Annotated in this window: 17 protein-coding genes; 13 read left to right on the forward strand and 4 right to left on the reverse strand. The window is 61.4% G+C overall.

Annotated elements, in window-relative coordinates:
- Positions 1-75 precede the first annotated feature (75 nt).
- The 4 genes from tsaD to H7847_RS08985 are packed head-to-tail and all read left to right on the forward strand — an operon-like array spanning position 76 to position 2,828.
- Entirely contained in the window at positions 76-1,173 is a 1,098-nt protein-coding gene (gene tsaD, locus H7847_RS08970; protein WP_227269139.1) for a tRNA (adenosine(37)-N6)-threonylcarbamoyltransferase complex transferase subunit TsaD, read from the forward strand.
- A complete protein-coding gene (locus H7847_RS08975; RefSeq protein ID WP_227269140.1) occupies positions 1,170-2,132 on the forward strand; it encodes an NAD(P)H-dependent glycerol-3-phosphate dehydrogenase in 963 nt (320 codons plus the stop codon). Before tsaD ends, H7847_RS08975 begins: the two co-directional genes overlap by 4 nt.
- 1 nt (position 2,133) lies before the next feature.
- On the forward strand, positions 2,134-2,406 hold the full coding sequence (locus H7847_RS08980) for a YciI family protein (RefSeq protein ID WP_227269141.1): 273 nt from the start codon (positions 2,134-2,136) through the stop codon (positions 2,404-2,406).
- Positions 2,406-2,828: an EVE domain-containing protein gene (locus tag H7847_RS08985; RefSeq protein ID WP_227269142.1), complete on the forward strand. Its 423-nt coding sequence runs from the start codon at positions 2,406-2,408 to the stop codon at positions 2,826-2,828. Before H7847_RS08980 ends, H7847_RS08985 begins: the two co-directional genes overlap by 1 nt.
- A 294-nt stretch (positions 2,829-3,122) precedes the next feature.
- On the opposite strand, the gene H7847_RS08990 is transcribed toward H7847_RS08985, so the two are convergent.
- Both H7847_RS08990 and ahcY read right to left on the reverse strand, forming a co-directional pair.
- Positions 3,123-3,464: a DUF2853 family protein gene (locus H7847_RS08990; RefSeq protein WP_227269143.1), complete on the reverse strand. Its 342-nt coding sequence runs from the start codon at positions 3,462-3,464 to the stop codon at positions 3,123-3,125.
- Between the two features lie 338 nt (positions 3,465-3,802).
- A complete protein-coding gene (gene ahcY / locus H7847_RS08995) occupies positions 3,803-5,191 on the reverse strand; it encodes an adenosylhomocysteinase (RefSeq protein ID WP_227269144.1) in 1,389 nt (462 codons plus the stop codon).
- Positions 5,192-5,382: 191 nt separating this feature from the next.
- Here ahcY and H7847_RS09000 point away from each other — a divergent pair, with 191 nt between their 5' ends.
- Both H7847_RS09000 and H7847_RS09005 read left to right on the forward strand, forming a co-directional pair.
- The gene (locus H7847_RS09000; RefSeq protein WP_227269145.1) at positions 5,383-5,979 is read left to right on the forward strand and encodes a YfbR-like 5'-deoxynucleotidase; all 597 of its coding nucleotides are present in this window, start codon (positions 5,383-5,385) and stop codon (positions 5,977-5,979) included.
- Entirely contained in the window at positions 5,976-6,461 is a 486-nt protein-coding gene (locus tag H7847_RS09005) for a GNAT family N-acetyltransferase (RefSeq protein ID WP_227269146.1), read from the forward strand. The genes H7847_RS09000 and H7847_RS09005 overlap by 4 nt, the downstream gene beginning before the upstream one ends.
- A 15-nt stretch (positions 6,462-6,476) precedes the next feature.
- Here the strand turns inward: H7847_RS09005 and H7847_RS09010 are convergent, their stop codons facing one another.
- Both H7847_RS09010 and H7847_RS09015 read right to left on the reverse strand, forming a co-directional pair.
- Positions 6,477-7,031 (reverse strand): ActR/PrrA/RegA family redox response regulator transcription factor, encoded by a 555-nt coding sequence (locus tag H7847_RS09010; protein ID WP_227269147.1) that lies wholly within the window; start codon positions 7,029-7,031, stop codon positions 6,477-6,479.
- Between the two features lie 90 nt (positions 7,032-7,121).
- Positions 7,122-7,745: an SCO family protein gene (locus H7847_RS09015; protein WP_227269148.1), complete on the reverse strand. Its 624-nt coding sequence runs from the start codon at positions 7,743-7,745 to the stop codon at positions 7,122-7,124.
- 91 nt (positions 7,746-7,836) lie between these two features.
- Between H7847_RS09015 and regB the strand changes: the two genes are divergently transcribed.
- From regB to addA, 7 genes are all read left to right on the forward strand, one after another.
- Positions 7,837-9,225, forward strand: a complete 1,389-nt coding sequence (gene regB / locus H7847_RS09020; RefSeq protein WP_227269149.1) for a sensor histidine kinase RegB — start codon at positions 7,837-7,839, stop codon at positions 9,223-9,225.
- An 88-nt stretch (positions 9,226-9,313) separates the two neighbouring features.
- Positions 9,314-10,861: a PAS-domain containing protein gene (locus H7847_RS09025; protein ID WP_227269150.1), complete on the forward strand. Its 1,548-nt coding sequence runs from the start codon at positions 9,314-9,316 to the stop codon at positions 10,859-10,861.
- A gap of 63 nt (positions 10,862-10,924) precedes the next feature.
- The gene (tsaE, locus tag H7847_RS09030) at positions 10,925-11,401 is read left to right on the forward strand and encodes a tRNA (adenosine(37)-N6)-threonylcarbamoyltransferase complex ATPase subunit type 1 TsaE (RefSeq protein ID WP_227269151.1); all 477 of its coding nucleotides are present in this window, start codon (positions 10,925-10,927) and stop codon (positions 11,399-11,401) included.
- Entirely contained in the window at positions 11,398-12,417 is a 1,020-nt protein-coding gene (locus H7847_RS09035) for an aminoglycoside phosphotransferase family protein (RefSeq protein ID WP_227269152.1), read from the forward strand. Before tsaE ends, H7847_RS09035 begins: the two co-directional genes overlap by 4 nt.
- Entirely contained in the window at positions 12,417-13,085 is a 669-nt protein-coding gene (locus H7847_RS09040; protein WP_227269153.1) for a nucleotidyltransferase family protein, read from the forward strand. The genes H7847_RS09035 and H7847_RS09040 overlap by 1 nt, the downstream gene beginning before the upstream one ends.
- Positions 13,078-16,035, forward strand: a complete 2,958-nt coding sequence (gene addB / locus H7847_RS09045; protein WP_227269154.1) for a double-strand break repair protein AddB — start codon at positions 13,078-13,080, stop codon at positions 16,033-16,035. The genes H7847_RS09040 and addB overlap by 8 nt, the downstream gene beginning before the upstream one ends.
- Positions 16,032-19,412, forward strand: coding sequence for a double-strand break repair helicase AddA (gene addA / locus H7847_RS09050; RefSeq protein ID WP_227269155.1), 3,381 nt, complete (start codon positions 16,032-16,034; stop codon positions 19,410-19,412). Before addB ends, addA begins: the two co-directional genes overlap by 4 nt.
- Positions 19,413-19,425 lie beyond the last annotated feature (13 nt).

Here is a 19,425-nt window from a genome sequence, read left to right on the forward strand (position 1 = left end):
TGCACACCCCCGGCATTGTTTGCGCCTGCCTTCGGTGTTACCTGCCAAGTCAGACGCGTGCAACGGGAGCGAACGGTGAGCCGCACTCAGACAGTCCTTGCGCTGGAAAGCAGTTGTGACGATACGGCAGCAGCCGTCCTGCGCAGACAGGCAGATGGCAGCACCGATATCCTGGCGTCAATTGTGCGCGGTCAGGACAGCCTGCATGCCGCATTCGGCGGCGTCGTGCCCGAGATTGCCGCACGGGCCCATGCCGAAGTGATCGATCTGTGTGTCGAGCAAGCGCTGGAGCAGGCCGCGACACCGCTTGGCGAGATCGACGCCATTGCGGTCACCGCCGGACCCGGCCTCATTGGTGGCGTCGTCTCGGGCGTGATGTGTGCCAAGGGGCTGGCGATGGCCATCGGCAAGCCGCTTTACGGGATCAATCACCTTGCCGGCCACGCCCTGACACCGCGGCTGACCGATGATGTCAGCTACCCCTACCTGATGCTGCTGGTCTCCGGCGGGCATTGCCAGTTTCTTCTGGTGCTGGGACCGGACAGCTTTAAGCGGCTTGGCGGCACCATTGATGATGCACCGGGGGAGGCCTTTGACAAAGTCGCGCGCCTGCTGGCCCTGCCGCAACCCAGTGGCCCTTCGGTGGAACGGGCGGCACAGGCGGGCGATCCGGCCCGCTTTGGCCTGCCGCGCCCGCTGTTGGACAGACCCGGATGCGACCTGTCGTTTTCCGGTCTCAAAACTGCCGTGCTGCGGGCAAGGGAGGCGCTGATCGCAGCGCAAGGGGGTCTCTACCCACAGGATCAAGCAGACCTGAGTGCGGGGTTTCAAGCTGCTGTCGCTGATGTGCTGGCTGAAAAAACCCGCCGCGCGATGACGCTTTACCTCGAGGTCTCTCCGGCGCGGCCCGCGCTCTGCGTTGCGGGAGGCGTAGCGGCAAACATGACGATTCGATCCGTGTTAGAGACGATTGCAGCAGAATATGACACCGCCTTTGTTGCCCCGCCGCTGGCGCTTTGCACCGATAACGCCGCGATGATCGGTTTTGCCGCGTTGGAGCGGATGGCGCGCTATCCGCCCGATGACATGACCCTCTCCGCCCGGCCCCGCTGGCCGCTGGACACCACCAGCCCGGCCCTGACCGGCAGCGGCAAGAAAGGCGCGAAATCATGAGCCTCGGTGTTCTGGGGGCAGGCGCGTTCGGGACGGCACTGGCCATCACTCTGAGCCAGAAGGGGCCGATGACCCTCTGGGCCAGAGACCCGGCGCAGGCCCACCAGATGGCCCGGGACCGCACAAACGCGGCGCGGCTGCCGGGTGTGGCCCTGCCGGATAGGCTGACAGTGACCTCTGATCTGACGGATTTAGACGCCCTCGATACCGTTCTCGTGGCGGTGCCTCTGCAAAAGCTCCGCGCTTTTCTGGAGGAAGCCCGCCGCCCTCTGACGGGCAAGACCCTGGTGGCCTGTTGCAAGGGGATGGAGCTTAGAACCGGGCTTGGCCCGCTGGAGATCATGGCGGAGGTCTGCCCCGAGAGCCCGCGTGCGCTGCTGACCGGGCCGAGTTTTGCACGCGACATCGCACAGGGTCTGCCCACCGCCCTGACGCTCGCCTGCACCGATGAGGACCAGTGCATCGCGCTGCAACAGGCGCTGTCGAACAACACGTTGCGACTGTACCGGACAGGGGATGTAATCGGGGCGGCGCTGGGCGGTGCGCTCAAGAATGTCATCGCGATTGCCTGCGGGGCGGCCATTGGGGCAGGTCTGGGTGAAAGCGCGCGGGCGGCGCTGATGACCCGCGGTCACGCCGAAATGCAGCGTCTGGCGGCGCATAAGGGGGCAGACCCCACAACGCTCTTTGGCCTGTCGGGCTTTGGGGATCTGGTGCTGACGGCCACCTCTGCACAATCGCGCAATTACCGCTTTGGTCTGTCGATCGGAACCGGCGCGGCTTTTGACCCCGCCGCAACGGTCGAAGGCGCCGCCACTGCCCAAGCGGTTGCGGCCTATGCCAAGGCGCAGGGGATCGATCTGCCCATTTCCAGCGCTGTTGCAGCGCTGGTCGAAAAGCGGTTGGATGTGGAGGACGCCATGACGGCGCTATTGTCTCGCTCTTTGAAGGAAGAATAACATGCTCGTCGCCTTGATTGCCCATGACAAACCCGGTGCATTGCCGATCCGGCAGGAAAACCGCCCGGCCCATGTCGACTACCTGAAGTCGGGATCGGCGGTGCGTCAGGCGGGTCCCTTGCTCGATGCGGAGGGGGAGATGTGCGGATCGTTGATTATTCTGGAAGTGGCAAACATGGCCGAAGCCGAAGCCTGGGCGGCACAGGACCCTTACGGAAAGGCCGGGCTTTTTGAAAAGCTGGACCTGATCGCCTGGAACCGGGTGATCGGGTGATGCGCTATTGGCTGTTTAAATCCGAACCCTCGACATGGAGCTGGGACGATCAGCTTGCCAAGGGCGATGTTGGCGAAGAATGGGACGGCGTGCGGAACTATCAGGCCCGCAATTTCATGCGCGAGATGAAGGTTGGTGATCGCGGGTTCTTTTATCATTCGCAGAAAGAGAAATCCGTTGTTGGCCTTGTCGAGGTGATTGCGGAGGCGCATCCCGACAGCACAACCGACGATGACAGGTGGGAGTGCGTCGATATCAAGGCCCTCCGTTCGGTAAAGACGCCGGTGAGCCTCGAGATGGTCAAGCAGGACCCAAAGCTGGCAGAGATGGCGCTGCTGCGCAATTCGCGCCTGTCCGTGCAACCTGTCACAGCGGAAGAATGGCAGATTGTCTGCGCGATGGCAGGCGTGCCCCCGGAGTAGGGTCTGTCAGCCCTGCGTATCGCTGACATCGCGGAACATGAAACTGTTCTCACGGCTGTTGTGGATACATCTGAAACAGAAAAAGGGTTCTGAGCCATCGCCAGAACCCTTCTTCGCCCCACGTGCTCCCATACCCACCGCACGTGTTTGAAACTGGTCCTGGCCATACTGGCCGGGTGAAATATCTATATCAGTCTACAGAAAAACTGCAATTTTTCAGTCGTTTAAAAGCAATCTAAAATAGAAACGCCTCTTTAAGAAAAGAGGCGCCCCAAAATCCGCAGTTGCGTGAGATTATCCGTAGACGGATTCTTTCCCGAAGTGCTTGGTCAGCATGTAGTAGACCACGGCGCGGTATTTGTTGCGCTCGGACTTGCCATAGGTCTCGATCACCTTGTCGATCGCTTCCATCAGGGCCGGGCTATCCGCAAGGCCTAGTTTTTTCATCAGAAAATTCTCTTTCACCGTTTCCAGCTCAGCGGGCTGGCTGCTGGCGACGGTCGACGCATCCGCATCGTAGATTGACGGCCCGCACCCAATGGTGACCTTGGTCAACAGATCCATGTCCGGTGTCATACCGCATTTGTTTTTCAAATCGTCCGCATAATGCGCGATCAAATCGTCCCGCTTACCCATATAAAAGAGTCTCCCTCGTTGGTTTCTAGCCGATAATTTCCCGACCTGCCTGAAACACTAGAATCGAATTGGGTTTCACAAAAGGGATTTCTGACCGGGAATTCCCCCATCAACGGCCCCTGACGGCAAATGCCGCCGGGACAGGACGCGGCCGTCATGGGAGATAAGCGGGCTGTTGCTTGAAAAAACATATTCATCTCTGGAGCAGGTTGAGCCAGCTGCTCTTTGAAATACGGCCAAAGAGAACGCGTCCAGACAGAGGTTCCATAAAAAACGCCGCCCGGCGACTTCGGGCAGCGTTTTGAAAAAGCCTGCTGTCGTTGACCTGCGGCGTTCAATCAGTAGCGGTAATGCTCCGGCTTGAAGGGACCTTCGGGGGCAACGCCGATGTAAGACGCCTGGTCAGCATCAAGCTGGGTCAGCTTCACCCCGATCCGGTCCAGATGCAGGCGTGCGACCTTTTCATCCAGATGTTTGGGCAGGATATAGACATCGTTTTTGTAATTTTCGCCCTTGGTCCAGAGCTCGATCTGCGCCAACACCTGGTTGGTGAAGGATGCCGACATCACGAACGACGGGTGCCCCGTGGCGTTGCCGAGGTTCAGCAGACGCCCCTCGGACAGCAAGATCAGACGGTTGCCGTTTGGCATCTCGATCATGTCGACCTGCTCTTTGATGTTGGTCCACTTGTGGTTCTTCAGCGCCGCGACCTGAATTTCGTTGTCAAAGTGGCCGATATTGCCGACAATCGCCATGTCCTTCATCTCGCGCATGTGCTCGATGCGAATCACGTCCTTGTTGCCCGTGGTGGTGATGAAGATATCCGCTGATCCGACGACATCCTCCAGCAGGACAACCTCAAACCCGTCCATGGCGGCCTGCAAGGCGCAGATCGGGTCAACTTCGGTGACTTTCACGCGGGCACCGGCACCGCGCAGCGAGGCGGCGGAGCCTTTTCCGACATCGCCGTAGCCCATGACCACCGCGACCTTACCGGCCATCATGGTGTCGGTAGCGCGGCGAATGCCGTCCACCAGCGATTCCTTGCAGCCGTATTTGTTGTCAAATTTCGACTTGGTGACAGAATCGTTCACGTTGATGGCAGGGAAGGGCAGTTGCCCCTGTTTCACCAGCTCATAAAGACGGTGCACACCGGTTGTGGTTTCTTCCGACACACCGACGATCTGGTCGCGGGTCTTGGTGAACCAGCCCGGCGATGCTTCCAGCCGTTTCTTGATCTGCGCCTTGATGACCGTTTCCTCCTCGGACGTGGGCACCGGGATGATCTCTTCGCCGGCCTCGGCCCGCGCGCCCAGCAACACGTAAAGCGTGGCGTCACCGCCATCATCAAGGATCAGGTTCGGTCCCTCCGGGAACATGAAGGATTTGTCGACGTAGTCCCAATGCTCTTCAAGCGATTGACCCTTAATGGCAAAAACCGGTGTGCCGCCTGCTGCAATCGCGGCGGCGGCGTGATCCTGGGTCGAAAAGATGTTGCAGGACGCCCAGCGCACATCGGCCCCCAGCGCCACGAGCGTCTCGATCAGCACCGCTGTCTGGATCGTCATGTGCAGCGACCCGACGATGCGCGCGCCCGCCAGCGGCTTGCTCTCGCCATACTCATCCCGCAGCGCCATCAGGCCGGGCATTTCAGTTTCGGCAATGTCGAGCTCTTTGCGGCCGTAATCCGCAAGTGCGATGTCTTTCACAACATAATCGTTGGTCATCTATATCATGTCCTGTTTATCCGGGTTGTGGCGCAGATAGCACTGACCACCCTGTTAGACAATGCGGCTTTGCGTTCACGCTGAACCAAGGGTTACCAATGGTGCCAACAGCCCGGCGCTTATCCGGCTTGCACCCTGTGGCGCGCCGGGGCAAAGCTGACGTTCAGACGGATCATGGGAAGGAGCAACCGATGGCACCTCAGGCACGGGCGTGGCAGCGCATGTTGTCGGGACGGCGGCTCGACCTGCTGGATCCGACGCCCGTTGATATCGAGATCGAAGATATCGCCCGAGGGTTGGCCTTTGTGGCGCGCTGGAATGGCCAGACACGCGGTGCCCATGCCTATTCCGTGGCAGAACATTCGCTTTTGGTCGAGACGCTTTTTGCCCGCATCGCCCCCAAGGCACCGGTGAAATGGCGGCTGGCCGCACTTTTGCATGATGCCCCGGAATACGTGATTGGCGATATGATCTCGCCAGTGAAAGCGGCGGTGGGGCCGGGGTATGAGGCGCTGGACGTGCGACTGACGGCCGCCATTCATCTGCGGTTTGGCCTGCCGGCGGCCCTGCCGGTTCAGATCAAGCGGCAGATCAAAAAGGCCGATAAGATCAGCGCCTGGATGGAAGCAACCCAGATCGCGGGTTTCTCCGAAACGGAGGCCAGCAAGTTCTTTGGCAAACCGGATACCGCCGTGATCGCGGATCTGACCCTCACACTCCGCCCCCCGGCAGAGACACGCGATGCCTTTACCGCACGCCATAACAGCCTGTTGGAGAGCATGGGATGAGGACCGTGCGCCGCGCCATGGCGCTGGATTGCCGGTCGATGGCAAACCTGCTCAACGCCATCATCGAAAAAGGCGGCACAACCGCTCTGACCCGTCCCGTGACCGCGGACGATCTGGCCGACTGGATGGCCACCGACGCGCAGCGATCCGCCTGGCATGTGGCGCTGGACGAGGCGGAGCAGGTTGTCGGGTTTCAATGGATCAGCCCCCACCCGAAGCTTCCTGCGGAGGCGGCGGATATCGCGACATTTGTCCAGATCGGACGCACCGGGCTTGGCATTGGCTCGGCCCTCTTCAGCGCAACCGCAAAGGCCGCCAAAGACCTTGGGTATTCCTGGATCAACGCCACAATTCGCGCGGACAACACCGGCGGGCTGACCTATTACCAAAGCCGGGGGTTTCGGGATTGGGCCGTTGACGAAGCGGTCTTGCTGGAAAGCGGCACCATCGTCGACAAGATCAGCAAGCGCTATGACGTTTAAGCCTTGGCGCGACTGTCAGCGCGGCGACCGCTTTGCCAGGATCCGTTGCAAGGTGCGGCGATGCATGTTCAGCCGCCGCGCCGTTTCGCTCACATTACGGTCGCAAAGCTCGTAGACACGCTGAATATGTTCCCAACGCACGCGATCCGCGCTCATCGGGTTTTCGGGCGGGGGTGGCAGATCATCGCCGCGCGCCAGCAGGGCGTTCACAATGTCTGCCGCATCGGCCGGTTTCGACAGGTAATCAACCGCGCCGATCTTGACCGCAGCGACGGCTGTCGCGATGGCGCCATACCCTGTCAGCACCACGACCCGTGCGTCGGGACGTTTGCTGCGCAGGACCTCAACCACATCCAGACCATTGCCATCGTCAAGGCGCAGGTCCACCACGGCGTAAGCGGGCGGCCGCGCCGTCGCGATGGCGCGGCCTGCGGTCACGGACCCTGCCGTCTCCACGTCAAATCCCCGCTTTTCCATCGCCTTGGCGAGGCGACGCAAAAACGGCTCATCATCGTCCAAAAGCAAAAGGGTTTTATCCTCACCAAGATCAGGATGTAATGTATCGGGCATCTTTGCTCTCTCCCTAGGCAGGCCTTGCGGTATATATGTGTCGCGAGACCCGACAGGTCAAATGGGAACGCCCGTTTCCCTCATGTCAGGTCACGCATTCTCGACAAAGCACGCGACCGTATCCGCCATCTGCTCGGGAGAGATTTCGCGGCGGAAGAACTCCACAAACCCGTGCTCCGGCAGGACCAGATAGCTGAAGGTGGAGTGATCCACGAGATAGTAATCCTCATCGCCTTCCTGCGCACGGTAGTAAGTACGATAGGCGGTGCTGGCCTCTTTGACCTGTTCAGGTGACCCGGTCAGGCCAATCATGCGCTGGTGCATATTTGCCGCAAAGTCGCCCACAACCTCGGGCGTGTCCCGCTGGGGGTCGATAGAGATGAAAACCGGGGTCACGCTCATGCCACGCTCATCCAGCACGTCGACCGCGACCGCATTGCGCGCCACATCGAGCGGGCACACGTCCGGGCAGAAGGTATACCCGAAATACAGCAATGAAGGCTCGGTGATCACGTCCTGATCCGTCACGGTATTGCCATCGGCGTTGACCAGCTCGAACGGCCCGCCGATAGCGCCTGCCCCACCGGCAACGGTGCTGGCCCGGCATTGGGCGAACTGATCCGCGTCGTCGGAGCTCTGCGTGGCGATCCAGACCCCTCCCAGAAGGCCGACAACGGCGGCAACGGCAAACAAGGCAATCAGACGCGTGTTCATGGCAAACTCCTCGAAAAAGCTTAGCTTGATGGTATCATGGCGCAGTCCTAACGTCCTGCGACAAACTATCAACTCAACAAGCGGTGATAACGTGGCGGATACAAATCTCAAGCCCCTTTCGGGCGGCACGCGGGCCAATTGGATCCGGCTGCGGTCAATGATCCTGCTGCGCTGGTTTGCCATCGCCGGACAGCTGACCGCGATCACCGTGGCGCAGCAGATGTACGGGCTGCAACTGGAGCTTGGGCTTTGCTATCTGGCCATTGGTGCCTCGGTCATCGCGAACCTGGTTGCGATTTTCGTCTTTCCCGAAAACAAGCGCCTGACCGACACGCAAAACATGTTGATGGTGCTCTTTGACCTGCTGCAACTGAGTTTTCTGCTGTTCCTCACCGGCGGGCTGCACAACCCCTTTGCGCTTTTGATGCTGGGGCCCGTGACCATTTCCGCCGCGGTGCTCACACTGCGCTCCACGGTGTTTCTGGGGGCCACGGCGATCATGCTGGTGTCACTGCTGGCGCAGTTCAACTACCCGTTGCGGACGGAACAGGGGCTCATTCTGGCGATTCCGGATATCTTTGTTTTCGGCAATTGGATCGCGCTTATCATCGCGATCATCTTCATCAGTGCCTACTCCGTGCGGGTCACCTCCGAAATTCACACCATGTCAGATGCGCTATCGGCCACGCAGATGGCGCTGGCGCGCGAACAAAAACTGACCGACCTCGGCGGGGTGGTTGCCGCGGCTGCCCATGAGCTGGGTACACCGCTGGCGACGATAAAGCTTGCCAGCGGTGAGCTTTATGAAGAGCTCGCAGACAAGCCGGACCTGCAGGAAGACGCGTCCCTGATCCGCGAACAGGCAGACCGCTGCCGTGACATTCTGCGCGACATGGGCCGCGCCGGCAAAGATGATCTGCATCTCAAGAAAGCCCCCCTGCGCACGGTGCTCGAAGAAGCCGCAGAGCCGCATCGGGACCGCGGCAAGGAGATCGCGTTTCAACTCGTCGGGCGGGAAGTGGATCAGCCTCTCATCCTGCGCAAACCGGAGATCATCCACGGTATTCGAAATCTCATCCAGAACGCGGTGGATTTTGCCGAACAGCAGATCTGGATCGAGGCACGGTGGAGCGAAAAGACCATCGGGTTGAGAATCATGGATGACGGGCGCGGCTTTCCACCCCAGATGATTGGCAGAATCGGGGACCCATTCATGAAACACCGCAGGTCGGTTTCGGAAAAGGGCGCCCGACCGGGATACGAGGGTATGGGTCTGGGGCTCTTCATCGCCAAAACGCTGCTTGAGCGGTCAGGTGCGGAGTTGAGTTTTGCCAACGGTCGCGAAGAATCGCCGCTTGATCAAGGTGTTGCGCGCGGTATCGGCGCGGTTGTCGAAGTAACCTGGCGCCGGCGCGACATCGACGCGGTCACCGGGGACAGCCCTGTGCCGCAGGGCGCCAACCAACGTATTCCGATTTAGGAAACAGGGGCAGCGACCGAAAAATTAACCCTGCGTTAACCAACCCATGGGACTGCTACCTGACTGCGTCGCATAGGGTTCGAGCTACATGGAGATTTTTGACGTCGCTGCCATTGTCGGTGCCGCAGGCACCAGTACCCTTGCGGCAATTTTCTGGATCAAACGGCAACAGGCACAGACTGTGCCCGAAAAGCCGCAGGTCAGGGATGAGGCGGCTCATGGTATTTCGTTTCTTTTCGAGGATGAAAGCCTGCATCACGCGTCTGACACGGCAGCAAAGCTGTATCAACTGATCCCGGGTCGGGATGACTGGGGCGGAATGCGCGAACGGTTGTTGAACCGGTTTCCCAACCTGCCCGAAAATCCACGCGACGCCACCCCCGGCCAAACCACGGTCCCGGCCCGCGATTTCGAAGATGGTGCCACGCTCTACGTAACCCGCAAAGGTCCCTTCACCCGCATCAGCATGCAAGAAGGCCGGGCCCAGAGCTCGATTCAGTCGCAAAGACTCAAGAGCCTTCAGCGCGAGTTGGAAGACCTCCGCCGCGCGAGCGACACCACACCCCATGCCATTTGGCAGGTTGGGTCCGACGGATTGGTCACCTGGTGCAATGCCGCCTACACCGATCTTTACCGCAGGTTGCATCAATCCGATCCGGTGGCAGATAAGCCGGTGTTCAATATCACGATGGAGTTTGACGAAAACACAGGGCATCAACGGGTCTCGACCAAACTGCCCAATGATACGCATAAAGACTGGTATGACGTCAGCGCCGTCAGTGTGGGTGACATCACCATTTTCCATGCAATCGATGTCAACGCGGTTGTGAAGTCAGAAATTGCCCAGCGCAATTTTGTCCAGACGCTGGCCAAGACCTTTGCACAACTGTCCATCGGTCTGGCCATATTTGATCGCAACGGCCAGCTTGCGCTGTTCAACCCTGCCCTGATCGACCTCACGGAGCTGCCTGCAGATTTCCTCAGCGGGCGACCGACACTGTTGTCGTTCTTTGACCGTATCCGGGAAAACCGACGCATGCCGGAGCCAAAGAACTACCATTCATGGCGTCAGCAGATTGCCGAGGTGATCGCCGCCGCGACCGACGGGCGCTACCAGGAGACCTGGACGCTTGAAACCGGGCAGACCTACCGCGTTCGGGGCCGGCCGCACCCGGATGGCGCGATTGCCTTTCTGATCGAAGACATCAGTGCCGAGATTTCCCTGACCCGCAATTTCCGGGCGGAACTGGAACTGGGCCAGTCCCTGATGGACACTTTTGACGAAGCTTTGGTGGTCTTTTCGTCCTCGGGTGTGCTGACCTTCTGCAACCTGGCCTACCGCGAGATGTGGGGGCTGGACCCTGACAACTCCTTTGCCGACGTCACGATCAACGATTCTGTTCAGGAATGGAAAAAACTCTGCGCGCCCGGCGCGCGCTGGGCAGCCCTGACGGATTTTGTGCTGGACTATGGCGAGAAGTCATCGTGGGAAATGCCCGCCTTTCTGGCCTGTGGCACACAGTTGAAATGCACCGTGTCCCGCATCGCCTCCGGGGCGACGATTGTGCGGTTCCTGAAAACGTCACATCCCGCGCAAGACACGCCAGGCCCACGCTCAGATTCACGTTCCGGCTGATACCAAGGCAAACCGGCGCGCTTATCCTCTTGCAGCCCGCTCTTTGCACGGTAAGCATGGCGCATGGCCTGCCAAACGTTCTCCCTCCTGCTCGGCTCCGCTGACGAAACCGCCCGCTACGCGCAAACCCTTGGTGCCACCCTGCGACCTGCGGATGTTGTGCTGCTTGAAGGGCCTGTCGGGGCCGGCAAGACCCATTTTGCACGTCAGCTCATCCAGTCGATCCTGACCGACCCCGAAGACGTCCCCTCGCCCACCTTCACACTGGTGCAAAGCTACGAGACAACGCGCGGAACCCTGTGGCATGCGGACCTCTACCGCCTGTCCTCTGTCTTCGAGGTCGAAGAACTTGGTCTCAGCGAAGCTTTCGAGACGGCGATCTGTCTGGTGGAATGGCCGGACCGGTTGGGCGCTCTGGCCCCGCCCGATGCGCTGACCCTGTCGTTCAGCCCGGCGGATAAGGAGGAGGCGCGCCATCTCACAGCGACCTGGACGGCACAACGCTGGTCCGACCCGATCCAGAGCTGGGCCGCGGCATGAGCCGGGCACGGGACGCAAACCGTTTCATTGCGGCAGCCGGATGGGCAGAGGCGCAGGTCTCTCATCTGGCGGGGGATGCCTCGAACCGAACGTATAAAAGACTGCGCCACCCCGGCGGCACAAGAGCCGTGCTGATGGATGCCCCGCCGGAGAAAGGCGAAGATGTCAGACCCTTCGTGCAGATTGCAAAGCATCTCACGGCGTTGGGGCTCAGCGCCCCGGAAATCTATCACTGTGACCCGGTGCAGGGGTTTTTACTGATCGAAGACCTGGGGGACAGCCTCTTTACACGTGAAATTGCCGCCGATCCGGCACGGGAAAACCCGCTTTACGAGGCGGCGGTGGATGTGCTGACCACGCTGCATCGCGCCCCTCCGCCGGATGTGCCCGCCTATGACGCCGCCACGACCGCACCCCTCGCAGCCCTGGCCTATGACTGGTACCAGTTCGGTGCCACAGGCACTGTGGATGACACCGCCAAAGCGCAGTTCTGCGCCCTCTTTCACGATCTTATCGCACCTTATGATGGCGCGTTGGACGTCCTGATCCAGCGCGACTACCACGCTGAAAACCTGCTGTGGTTGCCGAACCGCACCGGGGCAGCCCGCGTGGGTTTGCTGGATTTTCAGGACGCGATGCGGGGCCACCGCGCCTATGATCTGGTCTCGGTGCTGCAAGACGCCCGCCGCGATGTTCCCACCGCGACGGAACAGGAGATGAAGACCCGCTTCATCGCGCAGAACCAACTTGACGCGGAGACGTTTGACGCGGCCTATGCGCTCTTTGGGCTGCAACGGAACCTGCGGATTCTGGGTGTTTTTGCCCGCCTGTGTCTGCGGGATCGCAAACCGCATTATGTGGACCTGCTGCCGCGCGTCTGGGGGCATGTTCAAACCAACCTGAAACACCCGAAACTGGCAGAGATGGCAGTGGCTCTGAAAGCTGATCTGCCCGCACCCACCCCCGACCTGCTTGCGCGGCTCAAGACCCAAGGTGGCGCATGGGCTGGTCGGTAATGATATTTGCCGCAGGTTTCGGCACCCGGATGAAACATCTGACCCAGGACAGGCCCAAACCGATGGTCGAGGTCGCAGGCCGGCCGCTGATCGACCACGCGCTGGATCTGACGACGGACCTGCCAGCCACAACGACCGTCGCCAACCTGCACTATAAGCCAGCGCTCTTGCAAGAACACCTTGCCGGGCGGAACGTCCAGACCGTGCTGGAGGCCCCGCAAATCCTCGATACCGGCGGCGGCCTGCGCCATGCCCTGCCGCTGCTTGGCGGTGATCCGGTCATGACCCTGAATGCCGATGCTATCTGGTCCGGCGACAACCCTCTTCGACAGCTGCAAGCGGCCTGGGATCCGACGCGGATGGACGGGCTGTTGATGTGCATCCCGATGGCAAACGCGGTGGGGTACACCGGTTCGGGAAACTTTGTGCTGGACCCGTCAAACCGCGTGGCACGGGGACCGGGCCTCATCTACGGCGGCGCGCAGATCATCAAGACCGAGAGGTTGGCCGAAATCACCGAGACGGCCTTTTCACTCAACACATTGTGGGATCTGTTGATCGCGGAGAATAGTCTCTACGCGGTCGAATACGGCGGAAAATGGTGTGATGTCGGCCACCCCGAAGGGATCCCGCTTGCAGAACATCTGTTGAGGGTTCGGGATGTTTGAGCCCACTGGAAAGCCACGCCTCTTTGGACTTGCACCGGGGGTCGATTTTCCCAAAGGGCTGATGGCTGGCCTGATCGCCCGCGCCGCAAGCTCCCCGCCGGAAAGCCTCGGGCGGGTCCAGCTCATCGTCAATACCGCCCGGATGGAACGCCGCTTGCAGCAGCTTTTCGACGCAGGACCACCCCGCATTCTGCCCCGGATCAGCCTGCTGACCCACCTTGATCTGCTTGATCCTGCGGTGGTTGTGCCCCCTGCGGTGAGCCCTCTGAGACGCCGGTTGGAACTGATCTCGCTCGTGGCGCGGCTCATTGATCAGCAACAGGAACTTGCACCGCGCAGCTCGCTTTACGATCTGACCGACAGCCTGGCCGCCCTGATGGATGAGATGCAGGGTGAAGGCGTCTCGGCCGAAGAGATCACCGCGCTCGATGTGTCCGACGAATCCGGCCACTGGCAGCGGGCGCAGACCTTCATCACGATTGCACAGAGCTACCTGCGGCAGACCACCACGATACCGGACAAGGAGGCGCGACAACGCCAGCTTGTCCGCGCGCTGGCAGAACGGTGGACGATTGCCCCCCCCGAGCACCCGGTGATCCTTGCCGGGTCCACCGGGTCGCGCGGCACAACCATGCTGCTGATGGAGGCGATTGCACAGCTGCCACAGGGCGCATTGGTGTTGCCCGGTTTCGATTTTGATCTGCCCACCGCACAATGGGTGCATCTGGGCGATGCGATGGTCTCGGAGGATCATCCCCAATTCCGGTTTTACAAGCTGATGCAAAGACTTGGCGTCGGGCGGGGCGACATTCAGCCCTGGCATGACAGGCCGCCACCCTCGCCTGCGCGCAATGCGCTGGTGTCGCTGTCGTTGCGCCCGGCACCCGTCACTGACGCCTGGCTCAGCGAAGGCCCCAGGCTGCAAGACCTGGAGGCCGCAACAGAAAACATCACCCTCGTCGAAGCGCCAAACCCGCGCAGCGAGGCCCTGACCATCGCGCTGCGTCTGCGCAAAGCCGTGGCGGAGGGGCAAAAGGCAGCTGTCATCACGCCCGACCGGATGCTGACGCGGCAGATCACCGCCGCATTGGATCAATGGGATATCCTGCCCGACGATTCCGCGGGCACGCCATTGCATCTCAGCCCGCCGGGGCGTTTTCTGCGCCATCTTGCGGCGCTGTTTCACCGGCGCCTTGACGCGGAAGCGCTGCTGACCCTGCTCAAGCATCCGCTGACCCACAGCAGCAGCGACCGTGGCACCCATGTGCTGAACACGCAGCGGCTCGAATTGCGGATCAGGCGGGATGGGCTGCCCTATCCGGATGCCCAGGGCATTCTGGCACGGCTGCGTGCTGTGCTGCAAACGGCAGAGCAACAGGCAGAGGTCGATACATGGGCCGCCTGGATCGGGGCCACCTTCACCGGTCAGGATTCAAAGGGTGAACGGCCCTTGCTTGATTGGGTGACGCGTCACATGGCGTTGGCGGAGGCCGTCTCTTCAGGGCCGAACGGCGCTGACACAGGGGAGGTTTGGCAGAAAAACGCGGGCCAGGAGGCGCTCAAGGTCATGACAAACCTGCGCGATCAGGCGGCCTACGGGGGTCTGATGACCGCCTCGGACTATGCCAATCTGGTCGGCGCGCTGCTGGCGGATGGCGAGATCCGGGACCGCGACGCCCCCCATCCCGATATCATGATCTGGGGCACGCTTGAGGCCCGCGTGCAGGGGGCCGATCTGGTCATCCTCGCCGGGCTCAACGACGGCACCTGGCCCGAAGCTCCCAACCCTGATCCCTGGCTGAACCGGTCACTGCGCAACAAGGCCGGTTTGCTCTTGCCGGAACGGCGCATCGGGCTGGCAGCACACGACTATCAGCAGGCCATTGCTGCGCCGGAGGTCTGGCTGACACGCTCGATCAGGTCCGATGATGCCGAAACCGTTGCATCCCGCTGGATCAACCGTCTTGGCAACCTTCTTGAAGGTCTCAAGGCGCAGGACGGGCCGGGGCTGCTCCAGGCGATGCGCCAACGCGGGGCGGCGTGGCTGGCCCGGGCCGCGCTCTTTGAAGATGCCGATCCTGTGCCGCCGGCCGCCCGCCCGTCGCCGCGCCCCCCGCTGAGCGCACGGCCCAACCGGCTGGCCGTGACGGATATCAAACATCTGATCCGCGATCCTTATGCGATCTATGCCAAGCATGTGCTGCGCCTGCGCAAGCTCGGCCCGCTGGTGCAAAACCCCGATGCCCTGTCCCGCGGTACGGTATCCCACGATGTGATGGAGGCGTTTGTTCGGCAAACCCTCAAGTATCCCACCGCCCTGTCGGCGGAGACCTTGATGGCCACGGCGTGCGATATTCTGGCGGCCGAGGTTCCCTGGCCGGCGGCGCGGGCGCTCTGGATGGCGCGGTTGCAGCGTATCGCAGACTGGTTCGTCAGCAATGAAATCCAACGACAGGCCATCGCGACACCTGTGGCCTTTGAGGAGGACGCAAAGGGGAGGCTGCACTGGTCCGACATCAATTTCACCCTGACGGCCCGCGCGGATCGTATCGACAGGACAGAAACGGGCGACGTGCTGGTCTACGATTACAAGACCGGTAGCGTCCCAAGCCTGAAAGAGCAGGCCACCTTCGACAAACAATTGCTGATCGAAGCGGCGATGATCGAAGAAGGCGGCTTTGAACGCATTGGCCCGGCCCCCGTGGTACAGGCGATTTTCATCGGGTTAGGGTCGAAAAACGCCGAAGTCGCAGCCCCTTTGGACAAGGAACCGCCAGCGCAGGTCCTGGCGGAGTTGCGCGCTTTGATTCTGGCCTACCGCGACGCAGGCCAAGGCTTCACCGCGCGCCGGATGATGCAGAAAGACACCTATGGCAGCGACTATGATCTGCTGGCGCGCTATGGCGAGTGGGATGTCACCCATGATCCGGTGCCGGAGGATCTGTCATGACCCTTCGGCATGATGCGACCGAAGCGCAGGTGCAGGCGGCCCGCCCCGATGCTTCCACCTGGCTGGCGGCCAATGCCGGCTCCGGCAAGACACGGGTTCTGACCGACAGGGTGGCGCGGCTTCTGCTGGACGGGGTGGAACCGCAGCACGTACTCTGCCTGACCTACACCAAAGCGGCGGCCTCCGAGATGCAGAACCGGCTGTTCCGACGGTTGGGGGCCTGGGCGATGCTGGAGGATGAGGCGTTGACGACCGCCCTGCGGGAGCTGGGAACCCGCACGCCGATCACCGCCGAGACCCTGCGTCAGGCCCGCACGCTCTTTGCCCGTGCGATCGAGACGCCGGGCGGGCTCAAGATCCAGACGATCCATTCCTTTTGTGCCTCGCTGTTGCGCCGCTTTCCGCTGGAAGCCGGTGTCAGCCCGCAATTCAAGGAAATCGAGGATCGCGCGGCGGAGCTGCTGCGGGCCGAGATTGTCGATGCGATGGCCGACGGGTCGAAAGCGGCGCTGATTGCCGGTCTGGCGCAACACTACACTGGCGATGATTTCAACAAACTCACGCAGGCCATCGTGAAACACCGGGACGGGTTTGCGACACCCCTCGATTGGGCGGGGGCGCTGGCCACCTTCGATCTGCCACCCGATCTGACCGACGCGCATATCGAGGCGGAGGTCTTTCTGGGTGACGAACAAAGCCTCATCGATCAGATCATCCCGCCGATGATTGAGAAGGGGAAAACCGACGAAAAAACGGCTCTAAAGCTGGGAAATCTGCCTGATTTGGGCTTTGAGGCCTTGCCCGCGCTGGAGGGTGTTTTCCTGACCGGTGCGCAGGCGGCCACTCCGTTTTCTGCCAAGATCGGTGCCGTGCCGACCAAACCGACGCAAGAGCGGCTGAGCCATCTCATGCCCGCGCTCGACGATTTCATGACGCGGATCGAAACGGCGCGTCAAAAGCGTCTGGGGTTGATGGCCGCCCGCAAAATCCTTGCGTTGCACCAGTTCGCCGCTGCGTTCCTGCCGCTTTATGAAGCACAGAAAACGCAACGCGGATGGCTTGATTTTGACGATCTGATTGACCGCGCGCGCGCCCTGCTGAACGACGAAAAAGTCGCCGCCTGGGTGCTGTTCCGCATTGACGGCGGCATAGACCATATTCTGGTGGATGAGGCGCAGGACACCAGCCCGGCGCAATGGGACGTGATCCGCAAGCTGGCCGCTGAGTTCACCAGCGGGCAGGGCGCCCGCGAGGGCATCGAGCGCACGATCTTTGTCGTCGGGGACAAGAAACAGTCGATCTATTCGTTTCAGGGAGCCGATCCGCGCGAATTCGACCGCATGCAGGCGGAGTTCAAAGAGAAGTTTGACGCCGTGGATCAGCTTTTCCAGAACCGCACGCTGAAATACTCCTTTCGCTCGTCCAGCGCGGTGCTGGAGGTGGTGGACCGTAGCTTTCAGGATCAGGCGGAGGCCGGATTTGGCGATGACGCGACGCATATCGCCTTTAAATCGCGCCTTCCCGGACGGGTGGATCTCTGGCCCCTGATCGAGCCGCAACCGGAAGAAGAAGACCGCGCGTGGTACGACCCGCTGGACCGCAAGGGAGCGCACCATCACAATGTCGTCCTCGCCAACCGGATCGCCGAGCAGATCAAACAGATGATCGCGGGCGGCCAGATGATCCCGGTGGATGACGCCGCCAGCGACGCCCATTTTCAGCGACCGGTCAGGGCAGGGGATTTCCTGATCCTCGTGCAGCGCCGCTCCACCCTGTTTTCCGAAATCATCCGGGCCTGCAAGACCCACGGGCTCGCCATCGCCGGCGCGGACCGGCTGAAGGTCGGCGGCGAGCTTGCGGTGCGTGATCTGGCAGCTCTGCTGTCGTTTCTGGCCGTGCCGGAGGACAGCCTGTCGCTTGCCTCCGCCCTCAGATCCCCGCTGCTGGGATGGGATGAACAAGCGCTTTTCGACCTCGCACATCGTCGGACCCAGGACCATCTGTGGCAGGCCCTGCGCGACCGGTCAGATCAGTTCCCCAAGACAATGGCGGTGCTCAACGATCTGCGGTCAAACATCGACTTTCTGCGCCCCTATGACCTGATCGAACGTATCCTCACCCGTCATCAGGGGCGCCGTAACCTGCTTGCCCGGCTGGGACATGAGGCCGAAGACGGCATCAACGCCCTGCTCTCGCAGGCCCAGGCCTATGAGCGCAACGCGGTGCCCAGCCTCACCGGGTTTCTGGTCTGGATGGAGACGGACGATCTGGAAATCAAACGCCAGATCGACAGTGCCTCCGATCAGATCAGGGTCATGACCGTGCATGGCGCCAAGGGTCTGGAGGCACCGATTGTCATCCTGCCGGACAGCGGCAAGCGCGATATCCAGATCAAGGACGATATCGTCAGAATTGGGGACACACCGGTCTGGAAGACCGCCGCTGCCGACATGCCCGAAGCCATGAGAACGACGCTCGACGCGATGAAAAAGGCGCAGGCCGAGGAACGGTTGCGGTTGCTTTATGTGGCTCTAACGCGGGCGGAAAAGTGGCTGATCGTTGCGGCTGCCGGGGATCTGCCGAAGCAGAACGACAGCTGGTACCAGCGCGTGGAAACTGCCTTGGAGGCCGCAGGTGCCGCGCTGGTCGATTTCAATGGTCTTGCGGTCAAACGACTGTCGTATGAAGACTGGGACGGCCTGCCCCGCGCCCCGGTGGAGCAGCGCGCCTCAGCCGATATCGCGCCCGATCCCTGTTTTGCTGAGCCAGCGCCGGAGCCGACCCCAGGGGTGCCCGTGCTCTCCCCCTCCGATCTTGGCGGCGCAAAGGCGCTGCCCGGCGATACAGGGCGCGACGAGACCGCAGCAAAAGCCTATGGAACGCTGGTGCATCGCTATCTTGAACATCTCTCATCAACGCCACCCGAAGACTGGCCCGGGGTGATCGCAGCCCTCAGCGCCAGTGAAGACCCCGAGACGGCCGAGGCCGCAGCGGAAGCGCAGGCCGTGCTGCGCGCGCCGAAGCTCGCGGCGCTCTTTGCGCCGGGCACATTGTCGGAGGTTGCTGTCACGGCAAATGTCGGCGCGCGGCGCCTGCACGGCGTCATTGATCGGCTCATCATTTCGGAGACCCATGTTCTGGCGGTGGATTTCAAGACCAATCAGACCGTGCCGCAAACCCCTGCGCACTGTCCGGACGGCCTCTTGCGGCAGATGGCGGCCTATGCCCATGCGCTGGGTCAGATTTACCCCGACCGCCGCATCGATACCGCCATCCTCTGGACCAAGACGCGCCAATTGATGCATCTGCCGCACGATATCGTGACAAGGGCACTGCAGGACACTCTATATCTTGACGCCGGACCCATGGGTTCTTAGGTTCAACGCCTCA

This window comes from Roseobacter weihaiensis (assembly GCF_020622345.1).
Classification (GTDB): domain Bacteria; phylum Pseudomonadota; class Alphaproteobacteria; order Rhodobacterales; family Rhodobacteraceae; genus Roseobacter; species Roseobacter weihaiensis.

What these genes read in the sequence shown, in the direction of transcription:
- H7847_RS08975 (WP_227269140.1), top strand. Translation starts at nt 1,170, where the DNA reads ATGAGCCTCGGTGTTCTGGGGGCAGGCGCGTTCGGGACGGCACTGGCC.
- H7847_RS08980 (WP_227269141.1), top strand. Translation starts at nt 2,134, where the DNA reads ATGCTCGTCGCCTTGATTGCCCATGACAAACCCGGTGCATTGCCGATC.
- H7847_RS08985 (WP_227269142.1), top strand. Translation starts at nt 2,406, where the DNA reads ATGCGCTATTGGCTGTTTAAATCCGAACCCTCGACATGGAGCTGGGAC.
- H7847_RS08990 (WP_227269143.1), bottom strand. Translation starts at nt 3,464, where the DNA reads ATGGGTAAGCGGGACGATTTGATCGCGCATTATGCGGACGATTTGAAA.
- ahcY (WP_227269144.1), bottom strand. Translation starts at nt 5,191, where the DNA reads ATGACCAACGATTATGTTGTGAAAGACATCGCACTTGCGGATTACGGC.
- H7847_RS09000 (WP_227269145.1), top strand. Translation starts at nt 5,383, where the DNA reads ATGGCACCTCAGGCACGGGCGTGGCAGCGCATGTTGTCGGGACGGCGG.
- H7847_RS09005 (WP_227269146.1), top strand. Translation starts at nt 5,976, where the DNA reads ATGAGGACCGTGCGCCGCGCCATGGCGCTGGATTGCCGGTCGATGGCA.
- H7847_RS09010 (WP_227269147.1), bottom strand. Translation starts at nt 7,031, where the DNA reads ATGCCCGATACATTACATCCTGATCTTGGTGAGGATAAAACCCTTTTG.
- H7847_RS09015 (WP_227269148.1), bottom strand. Translation starts at nt 7,745, where the DNA reads ATGAACACGCGTCTGATTGCCTTGTTTGCCGTTGCCGCCGTTGTCGGC.
- H7847_RS09025 (WP_227269150.1), top strand. Translation starts at nt 9,314, where the DNA reads ATGGAGATTTTTGACGTCGCTGCCATTGTCGGTGCCGCAGGCACCAGT.
- tsaE (WP_227269151.1), top strand. Translation starts at nt 10,925, where the DNA reads ATGGCCTGCCAAACGTTCTCCCTCCTGCTCGGCTCCGCTGACGAAACC.
- H7847_RS09035 (WP_227269152.1), top strand. Translation starts at nt 11,398, where the DNA reads ATGAGCCGGGCACGGGACGCAAACCGTTTCATTGCGGCAGCCGGATGG.
- H7847_RS09040 (WP_227269153.1), top strand. Translation starts at nt 12,417, where the DNA reads ATGATATTTGCCGCAGGTTTCGGCACCCGGATGAAACATCTGACCCAG.
- addB (WP_227269154.1), top strand. Translation starts at nt 13,078, where the DNA reads ATGTTTGAGCCCACTGGAAAGCCACGCCTCTTTGGACTTGCACCGGGG.
- addA (WP_227269155.1), top strand. Translation starts at nt 16,032, where the DNA reads ATGACCCTTCGGCATGATGCGACCGAAGCGCAGGTGCAGGCGGCCCGC.